Below are 16,622 nucleotides of genomic sequence, written 5' to 3' on the forward strand. Positions count from 1 at the left end.
TGTACAAGTAATACTCCCTAAACCCAGCTTGTCTGGTTACCCCGTTAAATACTATGAAAAAAGAACTTGTATCGTTATACAAGTTCTTTTTGTTTCTTTTATTAAAAGAGGATTTCTTTGCTATATTGATTTCCAACGAGTAAATCATATTGAAGCATTTTATATTGCTCTAACATTTCTTTTTGTTTCTTTGTTAAATCATTGATTACTTCCCCATTTTTATCAACTTTTAATTCATCTCTAAGCACTGGTATTTCCTTGTAAAGTCCCGATAAAAATTGATAAAATGAGGATTTATTTAACCCTGCATAATCAAAAATAAGATTAGAAAAATGAATTGGGCTTACTAAACCTAAATTATCATTTGGCATATCAAAGTTTGCATACATTAATAGCGGCGTTTGCGCCATTGCTAAACGTTCACTCGGTGTTTTTTCATTCGTTATATACCCATTTTCTTTATAAAAAGATTTATTTGTTCCTAATGATGGAAGGTGATCTCCAAAGAATACTAATAATGTAGGTCTATCTAAATTATCTAGTTGCTCTATTAAATATTGAAGAGCCTCATCTGAACGTCTTAACCCTTCTGTATACGTCTCTAATTCTCCCTTTGATTCTTCATTTTCTAGCCCGCTAATTTCTATTAGATTTTCACCAAATCGGCCCTCTGTAAATGGAAAATGATTTTGCATCGTAACTGCATGAATAAATGTAGGTTGTTTTTGTTTCTCTAACTCAGCAATTATCTCTTCACTCATCGCTAAATCACTAATATAATCTCCATCAATATCCACATTTTCCATCGTGTCCTCTGCATTAAACTTATCAAATCCTAACACCTTATATACATCATCACGTTTAAAGAATGTGCGTCCAAATGAATGAATTGCACTTGTGTAATAGCCTTCTTTTTTCAAAGCCGTCGGGATTGATGGAATTTCTTTCTTATTTGTAATAACCTGCTGATATGGTATAGAACCTGGCTTTAACAAACTCATTGAATAACTCGTTAATGCCTCAAATTCAACGTTCGCCGTATTTCCCCCAAATGTAGGAGAAATAGTTTGTCCACCAGGAAAGTTTTCTATATAATGATGTAAATTTGGTACAGGATCTTCACTAAAAGAAAGGTTGGTTACTTTCGTCGGATCCCAAAACGATTCACTCATTACAAAAATAATATTCGGTTTCTCTTTTTTCTTTTCGTTCCCTATATTTCCACTATATTGTTTTTTTATATCGTTTGCTATTTGAAGCATATTTTCTTTAGAATAATTTTTTGGTTTTTCCATAACTGTTGTATCTAAATTGCTAATAAACCCCAGTACAAAACCATTTGAAGCATAGTTCTCATTTTGATTCCACAAAACAAAATCTACACCTGATTTTTGAAATACTTTATTCATAAATGTATTCGCAAAATTACCGTACGCATATAGAACAAAAATAGATCCTACTACTAATAAGGCTCTTATTCCTAGATGAATCTTTACATTTTGAATATACCTTCTCATATATATCCCTGCTACAATACAAGCCACGATACTTACGATAATGATTAAAATATAACTCCAGCTAAAATAGTCCATCACCATCGGTATAACAGATTGCATATGCGTAATTTGTGTGAAATCAGAAGGATATAACGGATCCCCTCTGAAAATAAGCTTCAAATAATTCACAATACCTAAAATGACTAACGTACAGCTAGATAAAACCATACTTAGAAAAACCTTACCTATTAAATTATATACAAGAATATATATTGCATAAATTACTACAAAACTTAATATAAACTGCATATTATAAATGTAAATCCAATTCATTGTCTCTATGAAACTCATATTAACTTGCATTACAATATAAAATAATGCTACTGCATGAGCTAGCAAAAATAATATAAAATGCACTCGCAGGGATACCCTAGGTATAGACATCTCTTTTTTATTGAAATGCGTAATATAAAATGTTATGCCCCATATGAAAATCATCATAACACTTAAAATAAGCTTTTGATTTAAATGATCTTTCATCATGTCTAAATTAAAAACCTTTAAAATCATAAACAGCATAGTTATTACTAATAAAGTCACCATACTACTTATAATGCTAGAAATTAATATACTTCTTTTCGGAAGATGAAAAAGTGTAGAACCATACTTCAATTCATTCCCTCGTTTCTATGTCTTAATTTCCCCCGCATCGAAAGAACTATTTCTATTAAAATAACATATATTACATATTTCGTCTGTATACTTGCTTCTATTATAAATGTATTGTCTTAATATTCCCTTAATCAACAGTTAAATTGTGACATACAAATTACTCATTCTTGAAAAACTTAATTTTGATATTCTACTTTATGATATAATAACTATGTTTTGGAAATCCTTAATACTATTAAAGATTTCACATAAAAATACGAAAGAATTAATAAAAAAGGAGTTGCTCATTTTTGCTTACTAAGTTTAAGAGTTTGCCTAAAGCGGTATATGCAATTTTGGCGCTTTCTTTCCTGTTGCACGTTTTTTGTTTAGTAAAACAGCCAGGATTAGATGGAGAGTTAGTCAAAGTAACATATGGTGCAAATGATGCCTTTAACTATTCGTTAACAGCTGAACAACTATTAAAACATGGTGTATTTGGTTATGTGTATTTAGAACCTAGTGAAGTTCCAGGGAAAAATGCATATATCACACCAGGTCAGCCATTACTATTAGCTGGCGCTATGATTATTTCTGATATTACATCAATTCCTTACTATTACGTAGCAACTGTTATTAACATGATCATGAACCTTTGCACAGTGCTATTGGTATTCTTAATAGGAAAAGAATTGTTCGAAAAAAACATTTATGGAATTGTTGCAAGTATTTTATATGCTATTTATCCAAGTAACTATACATACTTCCGTACATTGCTAACAGAAGTTCCATCCATATTCTTATTGGCATTATGTGTATATGTATTTGTTCTCGCATGGAAATACAATAAAACGAAATTCCATATATGGTTTGGAATTGTCGTTTCAATTTTACTTATGTTCCGTCCAAATCCAGCTCCAATGATGCTCATTCCTGTTCTTGTTGTGTTATTTACATATGGATTTAAAGACTCCATTCGAATCGGATTGTTATGGTTTATCGGACCGTTCTTGATTATTGGCGCATGGGTTGTTCGTAACTATTTAGCGCTCAACCAATTTATTTTATTCTCAACCCAAGGTGCAGATCCACTGATTGCCGGTGCAGATCCATTCAATAAAATTGGCTATGAAAATATAGTAAATGAAATGAGAGCTAAAGGCTTAGATGACAAAGGTGCATACGCAAAGGAATTAATCAAGAATGGATTTAAGACGGACTTCACTTATTGGTTCTCTTGGTTCACTGTCGGTAAAACAATTGAGTTATTCAAAACAGCTCCTGCTGTAGACCAATACCGTATTCATAATTTTATGCAACTATGTCATAGAGTGTTTATCATTGGTACATTCTTGAGCAGCTTCTGCCTCATGCTAAATTCATTTAAACATAAACGCGTTATGATGCTAGTAGCAAGTTCTATTATTTACATTATCTTCTCAAACTTATTCTTAGCAATTAACCGCTACGGATTTTTCATTAATCCTCTTATGTGCTTAATTCTTGCATACGGATTAATTCACATTGCGCAGAAGCTTCCATTCTTCCGCACTAACCAAGCATAATAAGAAAGAGGTCGGCCATCTGTGGCCGACCTCTTTCTTATTACCCAACACTTTGCACACGGCCCATTTGTCCATTCTGTAATCGCACTTTAATTCCATATGTATGTGTTTCTGTATTTATCAAAATATCTTTCACAACACCACTCACTGTTTTACTATAATCATTATCTAATTGGATAACTACATGTGAACCAACTGAAATTTGTGATCGTGTTGGTTTCCCGCCCGTTGTTTGTTTTGTATTTTCTTGCTTTTGTGTTCTCTCTTGTTGTACAGGTTGTTGCTGAGCTTTCTGTTGCTCTTGTTTTCGTCGCTCTTCTTGCTTACGCTTTTCTTCCTCTGCTTTTTGCTGTTCTTCTTGCTTACGTTTTTCTTCCTCTGCCACTTTTTTATCTTCTTCTATTTTTTGCTCATCTGTTGTTGCTTTTACTTTTTCTTCCTCACCTTTTACAAGCACTTAAAGCAATTACATATAAGCCCATAAGTACAGAAAATAATACTTTTTTTTACATGAAAAAATCATCCTATATATATTACAAATTAATAACTTTCATAGCATAACAAAAGTATATATATTCTTTTGTCAAAATTCGTCTTATATATTCATTTTATTATATTAAAATAAAACTTATACTTAGAAAGACAAGATTTATGATATGAATACATGAAAAAATTCATATTCCAAAATCATTTTTACAAGTGCTACTTTACGTATAAATACAAGTTTTTAACAACTATTACTATAACGAAAAGAACCTGCCACAAGACAGGTTCTTTTCGTTATTTTATGATAAAAGAGAAAATGATTAGCATGTGTATTATATAAAAGGAAGCAGCCATATTTTCCATACGATACATACGAGTACTATAACTACAAAATCAAAAAAATCTAATCTCGAACCTTTTTTCATATTCATATGTAGCCACATATGAAACCATTTTATTTTCATATATTTATGAATGTTTTTCTTGGCAAATCGGTAAATAAGCATTTGCATGATAAAAAATCCGGCCACAAAAATAAATAATAAGATGAGAAATCCAATCACAAAATTCCTCCTATTTTTGTAGCGTTTTTTCTACTATCCGATTTTTCAAAACCCACTCTTCAAACTGGGCACTTCCAAATTCCCAGCTAAGATCGCGAGCATGTACAGAAAAAACGTAATGACCAGCATATTCGTCCATAAACCTCCCTAACTCTACATCGTCTTTCTGAATACCGTATACTCCAAAATTAAAATACACATCCCATACGTCTTCATTCTTCCTCTTATAAGCAATCGATTCCATGTCGTATTCGTACTCCATTTTATCACCCCTTATATTTGTACTTCTTTACCATCCAAAAAATTCCTGCTATCTACACTCACATATAGGCACTTACCTACATATCATGCTTGTAGAGTGACTTCTAGGAGGTGTTATATAGTGAAAAAATTAATCGCGATTTTTTGCATCATGTTACTAGCTGTTTTTACTTTTGCTGCTTGTAGTAATAAAAAAGAAGGTACGAAAGAACAAACTCAAAACATTCGTGTCGGCGAAGTTACCCATTCTCTCTTCTACGCCCCGTTATATGTCGGGATTGAAAAAGGATTTTTTAAAGATGAAGGACTAGATATTGACCTACAAACAACAGCCGGTGGCGATAAAACGATGACCGCCCTATTATCTGGCGGAATTGATATTGCTCTCGTCGGTTCTGAAACTTCTATTTACGTTCATCAACAAGGAGCGAAAGACCCTATCATTAACTTTGCACAGCTTACACAAACAGATGGGACATTTTTAGTTTCACGTAAAAAACTAGACTCTTTTAATTGGAATGACGTAAAAGGTGTTACATTTTTAGGACAGCGTAAAGGCGGCATGCCGCAAATGGTTGGGGAATACGTTTTAAAGAAAAATGGCATTGATCCTCATAAAGATACAAACTTAATTCAAAATATTGAGTTTGCTAATATTGCAAATGCCTTTGCATCTGGTACTGGAGAGTTTGTGCAGCTCTTTGAACCGACTGCAAGTATACTTGAGAAAGAAGGTAAAGGTTATATCGTCGCTTCATTCGGAAATGAATCTGGTACTGTTCCTTATACAACGTTCATGGCAAAAGAAAGTTTCTTAAAGAAAGATAAAGCTGCTGCTGAAAAGTTCACACGTGCGCTCTATAAAGCACAGCAATGGGTTGATACACATAGCCCAGAAGAGATTGCTGATGCTGTTTCTCCGCTATTTAAAGACACTTCAAAAGACATAACAATACAAGTAATTGAACGGTATAAAAAACAGCATTCTTATGCGACAAATCCACTACTAGATGCGGAAGAATGGAAACAGCTCCAAACTATTATGAAAGACGCTGGCGAATTACAAAAAGAAGTTCCACATGAAGCGCTCGTCAATACAAAAATTGCCGAAAGCGTTATTAAGAAATAGAGGCGAAGTGTATGAGTTTTTTACAAATACGTAACGTTTCTCACTGCTTTTTTGCAAAAGAGAATGCCAAACTTATTCTCGAAGATATGAGCTTACAAGTGGAAGAAGGCGAATTTATTTCTATACTCGGTCCAAGTGGTTGTGGTAAAACAACACTCCTCTCAATCATTGCTGGGCTACTTGATCCAATTGACGGTATCGTCTTTTTAGATGGTGAACCGATTACAACGAAAACTTCATCTATGGGATATATGTTGCAACAAGATTACTTATTCCCTTGGAAAACGATTGAAGAAAATATTATGCTTGGACTTCATATTCGAAAGATTTATGATGAACAGATGAAAGAACATACTTTAAATCTTTTAAAACAAGTCGGTCTACATGGGGTAGAAGGACAATATCCTCGTGAACTATCCGGCGGTATGCGTCAACGTGCCGCTCTCGTTCGAACATTAGCGACTGATCCAAAAATTTTATTACTAGATGAACCATTCTCCGCACTCGATTATCAAACGAAATTAAAACTAGAAGAACTCGTTTTCAACTTGCTAAATAAATATAAGAAAACATCACTACTTGTTACTCACGATATTGAAGAAGCGATCGCGATGAGTGATCGTATTTATTTACTGCAAGCGAATCCTGGAAAAATCGCAAAAACCTTTATCGTCCCGGAAAGTATCCGTTCTTTATCACCGTTAGAAGCACGCCATCACTACGATTTCCCAGCCCTCTTTCAAGATATATGGAAGGAGCTGGAACGACTTGGATAATATAAAACAACTACATGAACAGTTTCGAAAGAAAGAACGTAGGCGTGCTTGGATTGCTCGCTCTCTACAACTTTTACTACTTATTCTTTTCTTTGCACTATGGGAAATATCTAGCAAAAGAGAATGGATTGATCCTTTACTCTTTAGCTCTCCTTCAAGTATTTGGGATCTCTTCTTAACGAAATGGATCGACGGTTCACTTTGGGTCCACATATGGACGACATTGCTGGAAACGGGATTAGGCTTCATTCTCGGAACAGTACTTGGTGCTATTATTGCAACGTTTCTTTGGTGGATGCCACTTCTAGCCCGCGTACTTGATCCTTATCTCGTCGTCCTAAATGCAATGCCAAAAGTTGCACTCGGTCCAATCATCATCGTTATTTTCGGTCCAAACATTTCATCTTCTATCGCAATGGGAGTAATCATTTCCATCATCATTACCATTCTCGTTATTTACAGTGCGTTTCAAGAAGTCGATTCTAACTATATAAAAGTGATGGACACATTTGGCGCAAATAAATGGCAATGTTATAAGCAAGTCGTTCTCCCTGCATCCTTTCCAGCAATTATCTCAACGTTAAAAGTAAACGTTGGTTTATCCTGGGTCGGTGTTATTTTCGGAGAACTTCTCGTTTCCAAACAAGGACTTGGCTACTTAATTAGCTACGGATTCCAAGTCTTTAACTTCACACTCGTCTTACTTAGCGTACTACTCACATGTGTTCTTGCAACTCTTATGTATGTATTTGTCGAGGCATTTGAAAAAATTCTAATTGGAAAAAGAAAAAGAAGCTGACTCAAAACAGTGCGCTATAGTCAGCTTCTTTCTTTTACCTTTTATCACACATTTTCGTTTCATTTGTAATGTTTCCATCCGCAACCGTAACTGTATGAAAACAGTCTTTCACACGTACTGTAACGACATTATCTTTTCGATCTATCACATGATAATCATTAAACTTTTCATTCAAAGCACTACGAATTTGCTCCCCTTCAAAAATCGGAAAACCGTGAGACATTACCCAAATGAGACCAGCAACAGCAAGAATCGTTTTCATACGTTTCATTACCTCCTCGAGAGTAAACTTATAGTCCCTACAACACGCGCATTATAATTGTGTCTAAATTGTGACATTTTTATACTAATTCTATTTTATACCGCCAGTTCCTTCTTCTTTTCGATAAAAATACAGAATTTTCAATTTTATCAACATGAAAAAACGTAAAGAATTAAAAATTCTTCACGCTTTACTTTAACGAAACTATATCGAACGCATTAGTCTCCACTTTGTTGTTCTATCGTTTTCGAAACATCATATAATCCTGACAGCACTTCCGCTCTCATTTTTACAAGCTCAGGGAACTGATGGAAGAAAGCAATTTTCTTATATTTTAACTCTGTTCCTTCTTTCACTTTTTTTGAATCTTGTAAAATGAACGCTGTAAATGTATCTGCGATATCTTCCGTTACATTTGTTGTTCCATACAGCGATACAAACTCATCATGCTTTTCTTTATAAAATTTAATTTGTGCCTCTTCACTTTCTTCTACTTGCTTTTCTGTCCACTCTTGTTCAATTGGTTTCCAAAATTCATTATAAAATTGGTTAATATACGAAGTTTTTCTCGCACATCCATTTTTCAAGAACACCGTTTTACATTTATTTCGATATGATGAAATGTCTTTCTCTTCATCAAACGCCTCTAAATATTTCCTATCCACTGGTACTTGTTTATGCCCAATCGTTAATACGTGAGCCGTTTCATGAATTAATGTTTTCATCACTTCATCTATATTCACCCCAGAATCGAGCACGTCTAAACTAAGCAACCAATCTCTCGGGTCATCCATACTTGGCATGACATGAGCAACAACGCCATCATAACCATCCGTTATTAGATCAAACCCTGTTATATTCTCACGATATTTCACTGGAATGAGAGTGCGATACATGTCCCATAAAGTTTCATGATACTCTCTATCTTGCCGCTGGCTTAACAAATCATCTTTTGCTACTTCGTCATCTGCAAAAGCTTTATTCAATCTCTTACGATCCAATTTCTCAAAATAAGGATCTACAATTTCATCATCATCGATATAATAAGAAGCTAAAAAGAAATAATTGTCATCCTCTTCTTTTTTCTGTTCCGCCTCTTTCATATTCATACTTTCATACTCTTCTATGTCATAATCCTCTACTTTTTCAAGTTCTGAAAGTCCCTCTATCTTTTTATATACTTTTTGTAATGTTTTATCTCCTATTTGCGTGCACTCTTCTTCTGTTTTACAAATTTCTTTTTCTTTCGTAACCTCAATAGCACTATCGCATCCTGCAACTAAACTGCTTGCTATCATACAACACATTAACTTGCCATACAGTTTCTTCATACAATCCCCCATTATTCCATTCTACAAAATATCATAATCATTTTTTTGTGATTATGCGATAATTAATTATAAAAACTGCAAGGAGGTTTCCCATGATTCGTGCAATCTTATTCGACTTAGATGGCACACTATTAGATCGGCGCCAATCTTTAGAACAATTTATTTGTGACCAATATAATCGCTTCGCCTCACATTTGATGGGCATAGAAAAATCCGAGTATTGTTCTCGATTTCTTGAACTTGATAATAATGGCTATACGTGGAAGGGTAAAGTGTATGCTACTCTCCTTTCCGAATACAACATTACTACTTTAACGCAAGAGCAACTGCTACACGACTATATTACAAACTTCCAACATCATTGTATTTCTTTCAAAAACACGCATGAACTACTTCAACAGTTAAAACAGCGAAACATTAAAATTGGTATTATCACAAATGGTTTTACTGAATTTCAGATGAGCAACCTTCGAGCACTACATATACATACGTATACAAACACCATTCTCGTTTCAGAAACTGAAGGAATTAAAAAACCTCACCCTGAAATTTTCGAACGTGCTTTGCAAAGACTAGATGTTAAGGCAGAAGAATGTCTTTATGTTGGAGATCATCCAGAAAACGATGTGCTTGGTTCTGAACAAGTAGGGATTCTTGGTGTTTGGAAAAAAGATTCATTTTGGGGTGATTTTAAGCATTCACGTATCGTAGATGATTTATTAGAGGTTCTTTCATTTTTAGAGGTAGAGATAAAAATACAATAATAGCAAATAAATTATATCAGCGATTTACCAACAAAAAGTGACCATAATAAGAGGAGGCCGTTGCTCAAAAACGCCTCCTCTTTCTTTATTCATATACTGTAAACTGTGGTTTACTCGGATGATCTTTTACTAGCGCATCATCTGGAAACTTTGAAACTTTTTGATATAAGGCAATGTCACCGATACAACCTGCTGTTAGTAGAATTCCTAAAAATGAGAGTGGCTCCAGATTCATAGCTAATCCCAATACAATTGGCAAAATTCCAGTTGGTAAAAACGGAAGCATTAACACTTTCTTCATTTGCTTTACTGTAACCGCCTGTTTAGAATGAGCATATGCAACACCTAATTTCCAATTAACGCCCCATTTTAGTTCACTCCACGGAATACCTCCGATATAGCGAAATCCTATTAAATGTATCGCTTCATGAATACAGACGAGAACAATCATTGCAATAATAAACAGAAACATCGTTAATAATGTAACTTCAACTTGGACCCCACCTGAAAGAAATATATGCAAATAACCTATTCCAAACGACAAAGCAATTATTATAAAAAATAAAGAAAAGTTTAATTTAACCATCGAAACAGTAACAGTCGTTTCTTTTCTTTTATCCATCTTCCCCCTCCTAAAATGTAAGTATATCTTCGCAAAATTGTATAATATACCCAAAAATAACATAAAGATATATTTACATTTATTATTACATACAAAAAAAGAAACCGGCTACTTTACTTCGTAAAACAGCCGATTTCTTCTATATGTTTCATCGTACGCGCTAATACGTCATCGCGCATTATAAAGCTAAATTTTCTGTTCGTTTTAATGTTGTCAGGAATGTCTTTTAATAAAACAGACCCTTTCGTTTCTTCGTAATGCGTATGTTCTTCTACCGCACTAATTGTTGCAAAATAAATGTTTTTAATGATTATTTTGTCTTTTCCAGATACTTTATATTGTCCTAAGTAAGTTAAATCAGAAACTATGCCGCCAGTTTCTTCATGAACCTCTCGAACTGCCGCTTCTTCCGGTGTTTCCCCTAGTTCTACTTTACCACCTGGAAATTCAAGACCACGACGTAAATGATGTGTTAATAACCATTGATCCCCGTACCGGCATACAACCCAAACATGCTTTGGCTCAGGAGAAAATGGATAACGTTCAAACGATAATTGTACAGTGTTGTGGTAATAATCTTTAAATTTGTACATGCCATTACTCCCCTATTGATGGTTACAAGTTTTTCCTACCACAAATTGTAGCATATTCTCGCTTTTCTGCATAATATTATCCAATTACAATCCATTGATTATTCCCATTTGCGCGACTAATTCTTTCGTCTCATGATTTCCTAAATCGTAAATCATTTTATATGCTTTTTGTAGTTGTTCATCATATCGGTCATTATTTGAATCGTGATGATACTCAACAAATGGAACGTGGGAGCGTACAAATGAACCTAAATCTTCTACATATGCTTGATCGAAGTGCTCTCTTAATTCCGTAATTTCCTCATCATTTGCATAAATTTCAAAATTATACGTATCCGCCGTCTTCACTTGTGAAATTTGACCATTTCCTATTGATATATAATATGTTTTTTTCGTTTCCATGTAACACCCTTCTTTCATCCTTTTATTTTCTATTGTTTTCATCAATTACAAAATTATGTAAAATAAAGAAAAGGAGGGGTTTTATGTTCAAAATATTAATTATCGGTATTATCATCGTCCTAATCATCCTCGTACTCTCCATCATGACAATTAATAAAGGCTATGCTTATAAACATTACGTCGATAAACTAGAAGATAATCCTTATACAAAAAAGAATAAGGAGAATTCCTAATATGCTTCGTATACTCCGCATCACAATCGCACTCACTGTGTTCGTTATGTCGGCAATTGGATTATATACAGGTCAAAATAATTTTCTACCTCTTTCACAATTTCTATTAGGGGCTTTAATGTTTCTCATCGCATTTGAACAAATAAAGAAAAAGGAGGCAGCAACTGGGCTTATTTGTATTATTTCCGGTGCTTTCATTTGGATTGTTCTCATCATTAGCTATATAAAATAAAAGGAGGTACATGCATGCTAAAAGGAGTACGGATTACTTTATCACTTATTGCTTTATGTATAGCAATCTATAGTTTCTTTACTAGTAATAGAGAAATTATGCCTTATATGTTCATCTTTTTAGGGATGATGGCTTTCGTTATTAGTATAGAGGAAATCTTAAAGCAGCAAAAAGGTGGTAGTATACTTGCTCTGTTAGCAGGAGCTGGTGCTTTATTTCTTGGCTTCTCAGAAATATTTCGATAAATAGTCCCTTTAAAGGAGGTATACAATGCTAACTGGATTACGCTATTTTTTCATGCTTCTCACACTCTCTCTTTGCACTTATTCTCTTGCTACCGACAACTTCACACTTCTCCCATACATGCAATTTGCTCTCAGTTGTTTCTTTATTCTTCTAGGAATTAATGAACTGAAATCCGGAAGAAAATCAATGGGTATCTCGCATTTTTTCGTTTCTAGTCTTATGCTCTTCATTGTAATATCGAACTACTTTCACTAAAGATAACATGTAATTTCCAATCACCTACTGACCATTACCTCTCACTAATTTGGATTTTTTAAACAGTTAATAAATTGGAGGATACTATGCTAACAAACCTTCGAATCTTACTATCTGCTATTGCTTTTATTCTTGCTTTTTTTAGTCTTTTTACACGAATTTCTATTCTTTTCTCTTATGTATTTATCCTTTTAAGCATCACATTTATTCTTTCGGGAGTTGCTGAAATACAACAAAAGCAAAAATCGAAAGCTATCTTTTGTTTTATAGTTGGGATAATCACTTTCTTCGTTGGGATTTCTGACATACTTCCATAAAAAAGAAGAGCTTGTGTGCTCTTCTTTAACTCACTACTTTCAATCCAATAATCGTCCCCATAATCCCAACAATACAAATAATTCGAAAAGCGTTTTTAGGTTCTTGAAAAAATAAAATACCGACAACTGCTGCCCCGAGCGTTCCGATTCCAGTCCAAACTGCATATGCGATCGATAACTGAATTTCTTGAAGCGCCATCGTTAAAAATTGAAAACTAATAATAAAACCACCTATTAAAATAATATTATTCGTCCAACTATTATTTTTTGCTACTTTCTTTATCCCAATTACACCGACAATTTCAAAGAGCCCAGCTATAATTAAATAGATCCATGCCACTTTATTTCACCTCTTCCTTATTCCCACTAAATTTCAATCCGATAATAAATAGTGCCAATAAGCAAACGAGGAAAATTTTGATGAGCGAAAATGGTTCTTTGAAATATAAAATATCTACCAATATCGTTCCAACTGTACCAATTCCAGTAAATACTGCATATGCCGTACCAATTGGAATTTTTTTAGTTGCTTCAATTAGTAGTTGAAAGCTCACTAAAATTGCAATGAGTGTCAAAATACTCATTGAATTTGTTTTTAATCCTGTCGCCCAATATATTTCAATTAAGCCCCCAAATACTAAATACATCCACGCCCTATTTATGCTAATCTCCTTTTTCTTTTTCACTTCTTCTTTTATCTCTTCTCTTGTTTCTTGTTTCGAAGAATTACGCTTCTTTTTCGGAAAAAGAATGTAAGACATCGCCCATATAAAATGAATAATAAGCACTGATGTCCAGACACTTGTAATCGTATTAATCGTTTCATTTTTATAAAATCCAATTTGTTTATTTAAAATCCACTCTTTCATATGAAGGAAATAGGAACCGCTTGGCAACTCTTGAGCTGGTACAAGCCCTACTATAAAAATAAATAGAATCTGTGCAAAAATGAAAATCCCCAGATGCTTATAAAAATATTGCCTCTCCATCCGCGCATGCTTAATTCCATATAGCTTCTCTTTTCCCGCGCCAGTCATTTACCCTCCTCCTTTTTTAAATAACAATCTATCATCTTTTCTATATAATTCATCGTTTCTAAATCAAGTCCGTATACTCTTGCAATCTCTCCCTCTTCAGGTTTAATTAAATCCCAATACTTATTTATTAATTGTTCATCTTCATGAAATACGTGCATTGAAAAAGCCACTACCCTTTCCGCTAACATTTGAATTTCCGGTGAATCTACTGGTTCATTTATACGCTGACGAATTTCTCTTAATACTTGTAACCATTCTTTTGTTCTTTCATCGTTTTCTTCAAGTGTTGGTAAATCCTCTATAACCTTCTGTTCTTCCTCCGTAAAATATTTTTGTCGGAAATTTTCTCTCTGCTCAATTCCCTGTACTGATTTTATGAATAACATTAAATCTTCTGTTTTAAGCTCTCCTGTTAATTCAATGGAATGAAATGCTGTATATAATAGTTTTTCTAAGTCCTTTAATCTTTTTACTTCCGCTTGTATTGTTTGAATTTCATTTTGAATTGCACTTTTCCATCTTTCTTCTGAATTCCCCTTTTCCTCTTTTAACACTTTTTTTATTTCCGAAAGCTTAAAACCAAGCTTTTTAAACGTTGTTATTTGTTGCAATGTAATTACATCATCTTTTGAATAGTAACGATATCCTGACTCAGCAACGTACGACGGTTTTAATAATCCAATTTCCTCATAATATCTAAGTGTTCTCGTCGTTACATTCGTTTCTTTTGAAATTTCACCAATGCTATACTTATCCATCGTTTCCTCCTCACGCCTTATTTATCTTCACTATAAACTTTGACGTATACGTTAAAGTCAATACTCCATTCACACAAAAAACTCCTGTTTTTCAAACAGGAGCTCTCATTAATATATTCACCTACTGCCTTTCATTTCTTAAAAATGCTCATAAGTGAAACTCATCGTTTTTCTATAAAACCTGTACTTTTCTCTTTTACAAATAAAAAACTGCCCTTTAACAGGCAGTTTTTCTTTATCCAAACACTTTCTCAAGTTCATCTTTATCTTGGCTTAGCCAGAAGTTCATTAAGCGTTGTGCTCCTTCTAAGTCATGAAGCTTCGCTTGACCACATTGCGTTTCATTTGCAGCCGGAATTTCTGTAATTTGAACCGCATCTTTTAATGTTAGTTCTAATAAATCAATGATTTCTCGAACTGTCGGTGTTCCGCTCACTACAAGATAATATCCTGTTTGGCAGCCCATCGGTGAAATATCGATAATATCAAAATGCGGATAACGATCAATATATTTACGTAAATTAAATGCTAATAAATGCTCTAACGTATGAATAACATCTGGTTTCATTGCTTGTTTATTCGGTTGGCAGAAACGAATATCAAATTTATTTACAATACCGTCACTACCTACATTGTGAACTCCGCAATGTCTTACATAAGGTGCCTTTACAATCGTATGATCTAATTCAAAGCTTTCTACTGATGGCATACAACATCTCTCCCGCTTTTAATTTAATTCCGTTATATCCAATATGATATAACGGAAATTCACATTAGTAAAGTATTATGTACAGTCGTGCTATAATACTTTAAGAGTATGCTGAAAAGGAGACCATTATGAAACAGATTTTTATTGGGATTATACGCTTTTATCAAAAGTTCATTTCTCCGATGACACCACCAACATGCCGCTTTTATCCAACTTGTTCTCATTACGGATTAGAGGCGTTTCAAAAACATGGTGCACTCAAAGGTTTTTGGCTTACTTGTAAGCGTATATTAAAATGTCACCCTTTCCACCCGGGAGGATTTGATCCTGTCCCAGATAAAAAGGATGACAAAGTAAATTCTTAATTGTCGTAACCATTCACAACTAAATCTAATTTTCCTGTATCAGGATCTATAACAAGACCGTGAACAGGTACTTCTTCTGGAAGTAATGGATGGTTGCGAAGTATTGATACACTATGTTCTACACTTTCTTCTACACTAGAGAACCCTTGTAAGAATCTTTCTAAATCGATTCCAGAATAACGGAGTGTATCTAATTTCTCATTTGTTATACCGCGCTCTTTCATCTTCTCAATTGTACTGCTTGCCTGAATTTTTGCCATACCGCAATCGTGGTGACCAACTACACAAACTTCATCAGCACCAAGTTCATATACAGCAACTAAAATACTACGCATAATACTTCCGAATGGATGTGAGATAACAGCTCCTGCTACTTTAATAATTTTCACATCACCGTTACGCATATTCATTGCTTTTGGTAATAATTCAACAAGACGAGTATCCATACAAGAGATAATTACCATTTTTTTATTCGGGAATTTTCCCGTTTCATACTCTTCGTATCTTTTCTCTTCAACAAATTTTTCATTGTATTGTAAAATCTCTTCTAATGACTTCATAGTAAAAAACCCTCTTTTCTCTCATTTACATTACTTATATAGTGTACCAAAATATGAAAAACTCAAAAAGGATATCGCTTTATAGTAAAAATAGGATATTTTCAGATAATCGACATAATTCTTTCAAAATATACACACACCTTTGTAACAAGTCCCCTCTATTTCAAACGTATTTTCACTATAAACTGATTGTAGATAATGTAAAAAAGG

23 protein-coding genes and 1 pseudogene are annotated in these 16,622 nt (G+C 33.8%); 10 read left to right on the forward strand and 14 right to left on the reverse strand.

Features of this window, described 5'->3' with window-relative positions:
- Positions 1-101: 101 nt before the first annotated feature.
- Entirely contained in the window at positions 102-2,168 is a 2,067-nt protein-coding gene (locus tag NZ044_RS23540; protein WP_000873640.1) for an LTA synthase family protein, read from the reverse strand.
- Positions 2,169-2,458: 290 nt separating this feature from the next.
- Between NZ044_RS23540 and NZ044_RS23545 the strand changes: the two genes are divergently transcribed.
- Complete coding sequence (locus NZ044_RS23545; RefSeq protein WP_000956215.1) at positions 2,459-3,712, forward strand: glycosyltransferase family 39 protein; 1,254 nt, start codon at positions 2,459-2,461, stop codon at positions 3,710-3,712.
- Between the two features lie 40 nt (positions 3,713-3,752).
- Here the strand turns inward: NZ044_RS23545 and NZ044_RS23550 are convergent.
- From NZ044_RS23550 to NZ044_RS23560, 3 genes and pseudogenes are all read right to left on the reverse strand, one after another.
- Positions 3,753-4,194, reverse strand: a pseudogene (locus tag NZ044_RS23550) (DUF2196 domain-containing protein).
- A 336-nt stretch (positions 4,195-4,530) separates the two neighbouring features.
- A complete protein-coding gene (locus NZ044_RS23555; protein ID WP_118961723.1) occupies positions 4,531-4,761 on the reverse strand; it encodes a hypothetical protein in 231 nt (76 codons plus the stop codon).
- Between the two features lie 10 nt (positions 4,762-4,771).
- Positions 4,772-5,023: a DUF3986 family protein gene (locus tag NZ044_RS23560; RefSeq protein ID WP_340950007.1), complete on the reverse strand. Its 252-nt coding sequence runs from the start codon at positions 5,021-5,023 to the stop codon at positions 4,772-4,774.
- Positions 5,024-5,143: 120 nt separating this feature from the next.
- On the opposite strand from NZ044_RS23560, the gene NZ044_RS23565 reads away from it, so the two are divergent.
- The 3 genes from NZ044_RS23565 to NZ044_RS23575 are packed head-to-tail and all read left to right on the forward strand — an operon-like array spanning position 5,144 to position 7,726.
- Entirely contained in the window at positions 5,144-6,151 is a 1,008-nt protein-coding gene (locus NZ044_RS23565; RefSeq protein WP_000733138.1) for an ABC transporter substrate-binding protein, read from the forward strand.
- An 11-nt stretch (positions 6,152-6,162) separates the two neighbouring features.
- Positions 6,163-6,927, forward strand: coding sequence for an ABC transporter ATP-binding protein (locus NZ044_RS23570; RefSeq protein ID WP_000009025.1), 765 nt, complete (start codon positions 6,163-6,165; stop codon positions 6,925-6,927).
- On the forward strand, positions 6,920-7,726 hold the full coding sequence (locus tag NZ044_RS23575; RefSeq protein WP_118961722.1) for an ABC transporter permease: 807 nt from the start codon (positions 6,920-6,922) through the stop codon (positions 7,724-7,726). Before NZ044_RS23570 ends, NZ044_RS23575 begins: the two co-directional genes overlap by 8 nt.
- A gap of 34 nt (positions 7,727-7,760) precedes the next feature.
- Here the strand turns inward: NZ044_RS23575 and NZ044_RS23580 are convergent, their stop codons facing one another.
- Together NZ044_RS23580 and NZ044_RS23585 are read right to left on the reverse strand one after the other, a co-directional pair.
- Complete coding sequence (locus NZ044_RS23580) at positions 7,761-7,988, reverse strand: hypothetical protein (protein WP_000849112.1); 228 nt, start codon at positions 7,986-7,988, stop codon at positions 7,761-7,763.
- Between the two features lie 218 nt (positions 7,989-8,206).
- On the reverse strand, positions 8,207-9,319 hold the full coding sequence (locus NZ044_RS23585) for a hypothetical protein (RefSeq protein ID WP_000737816.1): 1,113 nt from the start codon (positions 9,317-9,319) through the stop codon (positions 8,207-8,209).
- A 92-nt stretch (positions 9,320-9,411) separates the two neighbouring features.
- On the opposite strand from NZ044_RS23585, the gene NZ044_RS23590 reads away from it, so the two are divergent.
- Positions 9,412-10,083, forward strand: a complete 672-nt coding sequence (locus tag NZ044_RS23590) for an HAD family hydrolase (RefSeq protein ID WP_000617247.1) — start codon at positions 9,412-9,414, stop codon at positions 10,081-10,083.
- An 85-nt stretch (positions 10,084-10,168) separates the two neighbouring features.
- Here NZ044_RS23590 and NZ044_RS23595 read toward each other — a convergent pair whose 3' ends face one another.
- The 3 genes from NZ044_RS23595 to NZ044_RS23605 form a co-directional block, all read right to left on the reverse strand.
- Entirely contained in the window at positions 10,169-10,705 is a 537-nt protein-coding gene (locus NZ044_RS23595) for a DUF3267 domain-containing protein (RefSeq protein WP_000361285.1), read from the reverse strand.
- A gap of 113 nt (positions 10,706-10,818) precedes the next feature.
- Positions 10,819-11,298 (reverse strand): antimutator 8-oxo-(dGTP/GTP)ase, encoded by a 480-nt coding sequence (mutTA, locus tag NZ044_RS23600; RefSeq protein WP_000276385.1) that lies wholly within the window; start codon positions 11,296-11,298, stop codon positions 10,819-10,821.
- Between the two features lie 84 nt (positions 11,299-11,382).
- The gene (locus NZ044_RS23605) at positions 11,383-11,700 is read right to left on the reverse strand and encodes a hypothetical protein (protein ID WP_000448411.1); all 318 of its coding nucleotides are present in this window, start codon (positions 11,698-11,700) and stop codon (positions 11,383-11,385) included.
- Positions 11,701-11,783: 83 nt separating this feature from the next.
- Here NZ044_RS23605 and ytzI point away from each other — a divergent pair, with 83 nt between their 5' ends.
- From ytzI to NZ044_RS23625, 4 genes are all read left to right on the forward strand, one after another.
- Positions 11,784-11,933: a YtzI protein gene (gene ytzI / locus NZ044_RS23610; protein ID WP_000472793.1), complete on the forward strand. Its 150-nt coding sequence runs from the start codon at positions 11,784-11,786 to the stop codon at positions 11,931-11,933.
- Between the two features lies 1 nt (position 11,934).
- Positions 11,935-12,165, forward strand: a complete 231-nt coding sequence (locus tag NZ044_RS23615) for a DUF3953 domain-containing protein (protein ID WP_000944462.1) — start codon at positions 11,935-11,937, stop codon at positions 12,163-12,165.
- A 14-nt stretch (positions 12,166-12,179) separates the two neighbouring features.
- The gene (locus tag NZ044_RS23620) at positions 12,180-12,410 is read left to right on the forward strand and encodes a DUF3953 domain-containing protein (protein ID WP_000912056.1); all 231 of its coding nucleotides are present in this window, start codon (positions 12,180-12,182) and stop codon (positions 12,408-12,410) included.
- A gap of 342 nt (positions 12,411-12,752) precedes the next feature.
- Entirely contained in the window at positions 12,753-12,983 is a 231-nt protein-coding gene (locus NZ044_RS23625; protein WP_000957185.1) for a DUF3953 domain-containing protein, read from the forward strand.
- A 25-nt stretch (positions 12,984-13,008) separates the two neighbouring features.
- On the opposite strand, the gene NZ044_RS23630 is transcribed toward NZ044_RS23625, so the two are convergent.
- The 4 genes from NZ044_RS23630 to luxS form a co-directional block, all read right to left on the reverse strand.
- Positions 13,009-13,323 carry a DMT family transporter gene (locus NZ044_RS23630; protein WP_000312334.1) on the reverse strand — a complete coding sequence of 105 codons (315 nt, stop codon included), beginning with the start codon at positions 13,321-13,323 and terminating at the stop codon, positions 13,009-13,011.
- Between the two features lies 1 nt (position 13,324).
- Positions 13,325-14,020, reverse strand: coding sequence for a DMT family transporter (locus tag NZ044_RS23635; protein ID WP_000145220.1), 696 nt, complete (start codon positions 14,018-14,020; stop codon positions 13,325-13,327).
- Positions 14,017-14,778 carry a MerR family transcriptional regulator gene (locus tag NZ044_RS23640; protein ID WP_000362242.1) on the reverse strand — a complete coding sequence of 254 codons (762 nt, stop codon included), beginning with the start codon at positions 14,776-14,778 and terminating at the stop codon, positions 14,017-14,019. The genes NZ044_RS23635 and NZ044_RS23640 overlap by 4 nt, the downstream gene beginning before the upstream one ends.
- Before the next feature lie 235 nt (positions 14,779-15,013).
- Complete coding sequence (gene luxS / locus NZ044_RS23645; protein ID WP_001141371.1) at positions 15,014-15,487, reverse strand: S-ribosylhomocysteine lyase LuxS; 474 nt, start codon at positions 15,485-15,487, stop codon at positions 15,014-15,016.
- A 128-nt stretch (positions 15,488-15,615) separates the two neighbouring features.
- On the opposite strand from luxS, the gene yidD reads away from it, so the two are divergent.
- Positions 15,616-15,852: a membrane protein insertion efficiency factor YidD gene (gene yidD / locus NZ044_RS23650; protein ID WP_000809334.1), complete on the forward strand. Its 237-nt coding sequence runs from the start codon at positions 15,616-15,618 to the stop codon at positions 15,850-15,852.
- On the opposite strand, the gene NZ044_RS23655 is transcribed toward yidD, so the two are convergent.
- Positions 15,849-16,412 (reverse strand): beta-class carbonic anhydrase, encoded by a 564-nt coding sequence (locus NZ044_RS23655; protein WP_000838173.1) that lies wholly within the window; start codon positions 16,410-16,412, stop codon positions 15,849-15,851. The genes yidD and NZ044_RS23655 overlap by 4 nt on opposite strands.
- Positions 16,413-16,622: the final 210 nt, after the last annotated feature.

This window comes from Bacillus sp. FSL K6-1338 (assembly GCF_038006965.1).
GTDB lineage: Bacteria > Bacillota > Bacilli > Bacillales > Bacillaceae_G > Bacillus_A > Bacillus_A thuringiensis_S.

Coding starts and splice junctions, on each gene's coding strand:
- NZ044_RS23585 (WP_000737816.1), bottom strand. CDS start 9,319: ATGAAGAAACTGTATGGCAAGTTAATGTGTTGTATGATAGCAAGCAGT.
- NZ044_RS23625 (WP_000957185.1), top strand. CDS start 12,753: ATGCTAACAAACCTTCGAATCTTACTATCTGCTATTGCTTTTATTCTT.
- NZ044_RS23605 (WP_000448411.1), bottom strand. CDS start 11,700: ATGGAAACGAAAAAAACATATTATATATCAATAGGAAATGGTCAAATT.
- NZ044_RS23615 (WP_000944462.1), top strand. CDS start 11,935: ATGCTTCGTATACTCCGCATCACAATCGCACTCACTGTGTTCGTTATG.
- NZ044_RS23580 (WP_000849112.1), bottom strand. CDS start 7,988: ATGAAAACGATTCTTGCTGTTGCTGGTCTCATTTGGGTAATGTCTCAC.
- yidD (WP_000809334.1), top strand. CDS start 15,616: ATGAAACAGATTTTTATTGGGATTATACGCTTTTATCAAAAGTTCATT.
- luxS (WP_001141371.1), bottom strand. CDS start 15,487: ATGCCATCAGTAGAAAGCTTTGAATTAGATCATACGATTGTAAAGGCA.
- NZ044_RS23655 (WP_000838173.1), bottom strand. CDS start 16,412: ATGAAGTCATTAGAAGAGATTTTACAATACAATGAAAAATTTGTTGAA.
- ytzI (WP_000472793.1), top strand. CDS start 11,784: ATGTTCAAAATATTAATTATCGGTATTATCATCGTCCTAATCATCCTC.
- NZ044_RS23560 (WP_340950007.1), bottom strand. CDS start 5,023: ATGGAGTACGAATACGACATGGAATCGATTGCTTATAAGAGGAAGAAT.
- NZ044_RS23570 (WP_000009025.1), top strand. CDS start 6,163: ATGAGTTTTTTACAAATACGTAACGTTTCTCACTGCTTTTTTGCAAAA.
- mutTA (WP_000276385.1), bottom strand. CDS start 11,298: ATGTACAAATTTAAAGATTATTACCACAACACTGTACAATTATCGTTT.
- NZ044_RS23595 (WP_000361285.1), bottom strand. CDS start 10,705: ATGGATAAAAGAAAAGAAACGACTGTTACTGTTTCGATGGTTAAATTA.
- NZ044_RS23640 (WP_000362242.1), bottom strand. CDS start 14,778: ATGGATAAGTATAGCATTGGTGAAATTTCAAAAGAAACGAATGTAACG.
- NZ044_RS23635 (WP_000145220.1), bottom strand. CDS start 14,020: ATGACTGGCGCGGGAAAAGAGAAGCTATATGGAATTAAGCATGCGCGG.
- NZ044_RS23590 (WP_000617247.1), top strand. CDS start 9,412: ATGATTCGTGCAATCTTATTCGACTTAGATGGCACACTATTAGATCGG.
- NZ044_RS23620 (WP_000912056.1), top strand. CDS start 12,180: ATGCTAAAAGGAGTACGGATTACTTTATCACTTATTGCTTTATGTATA.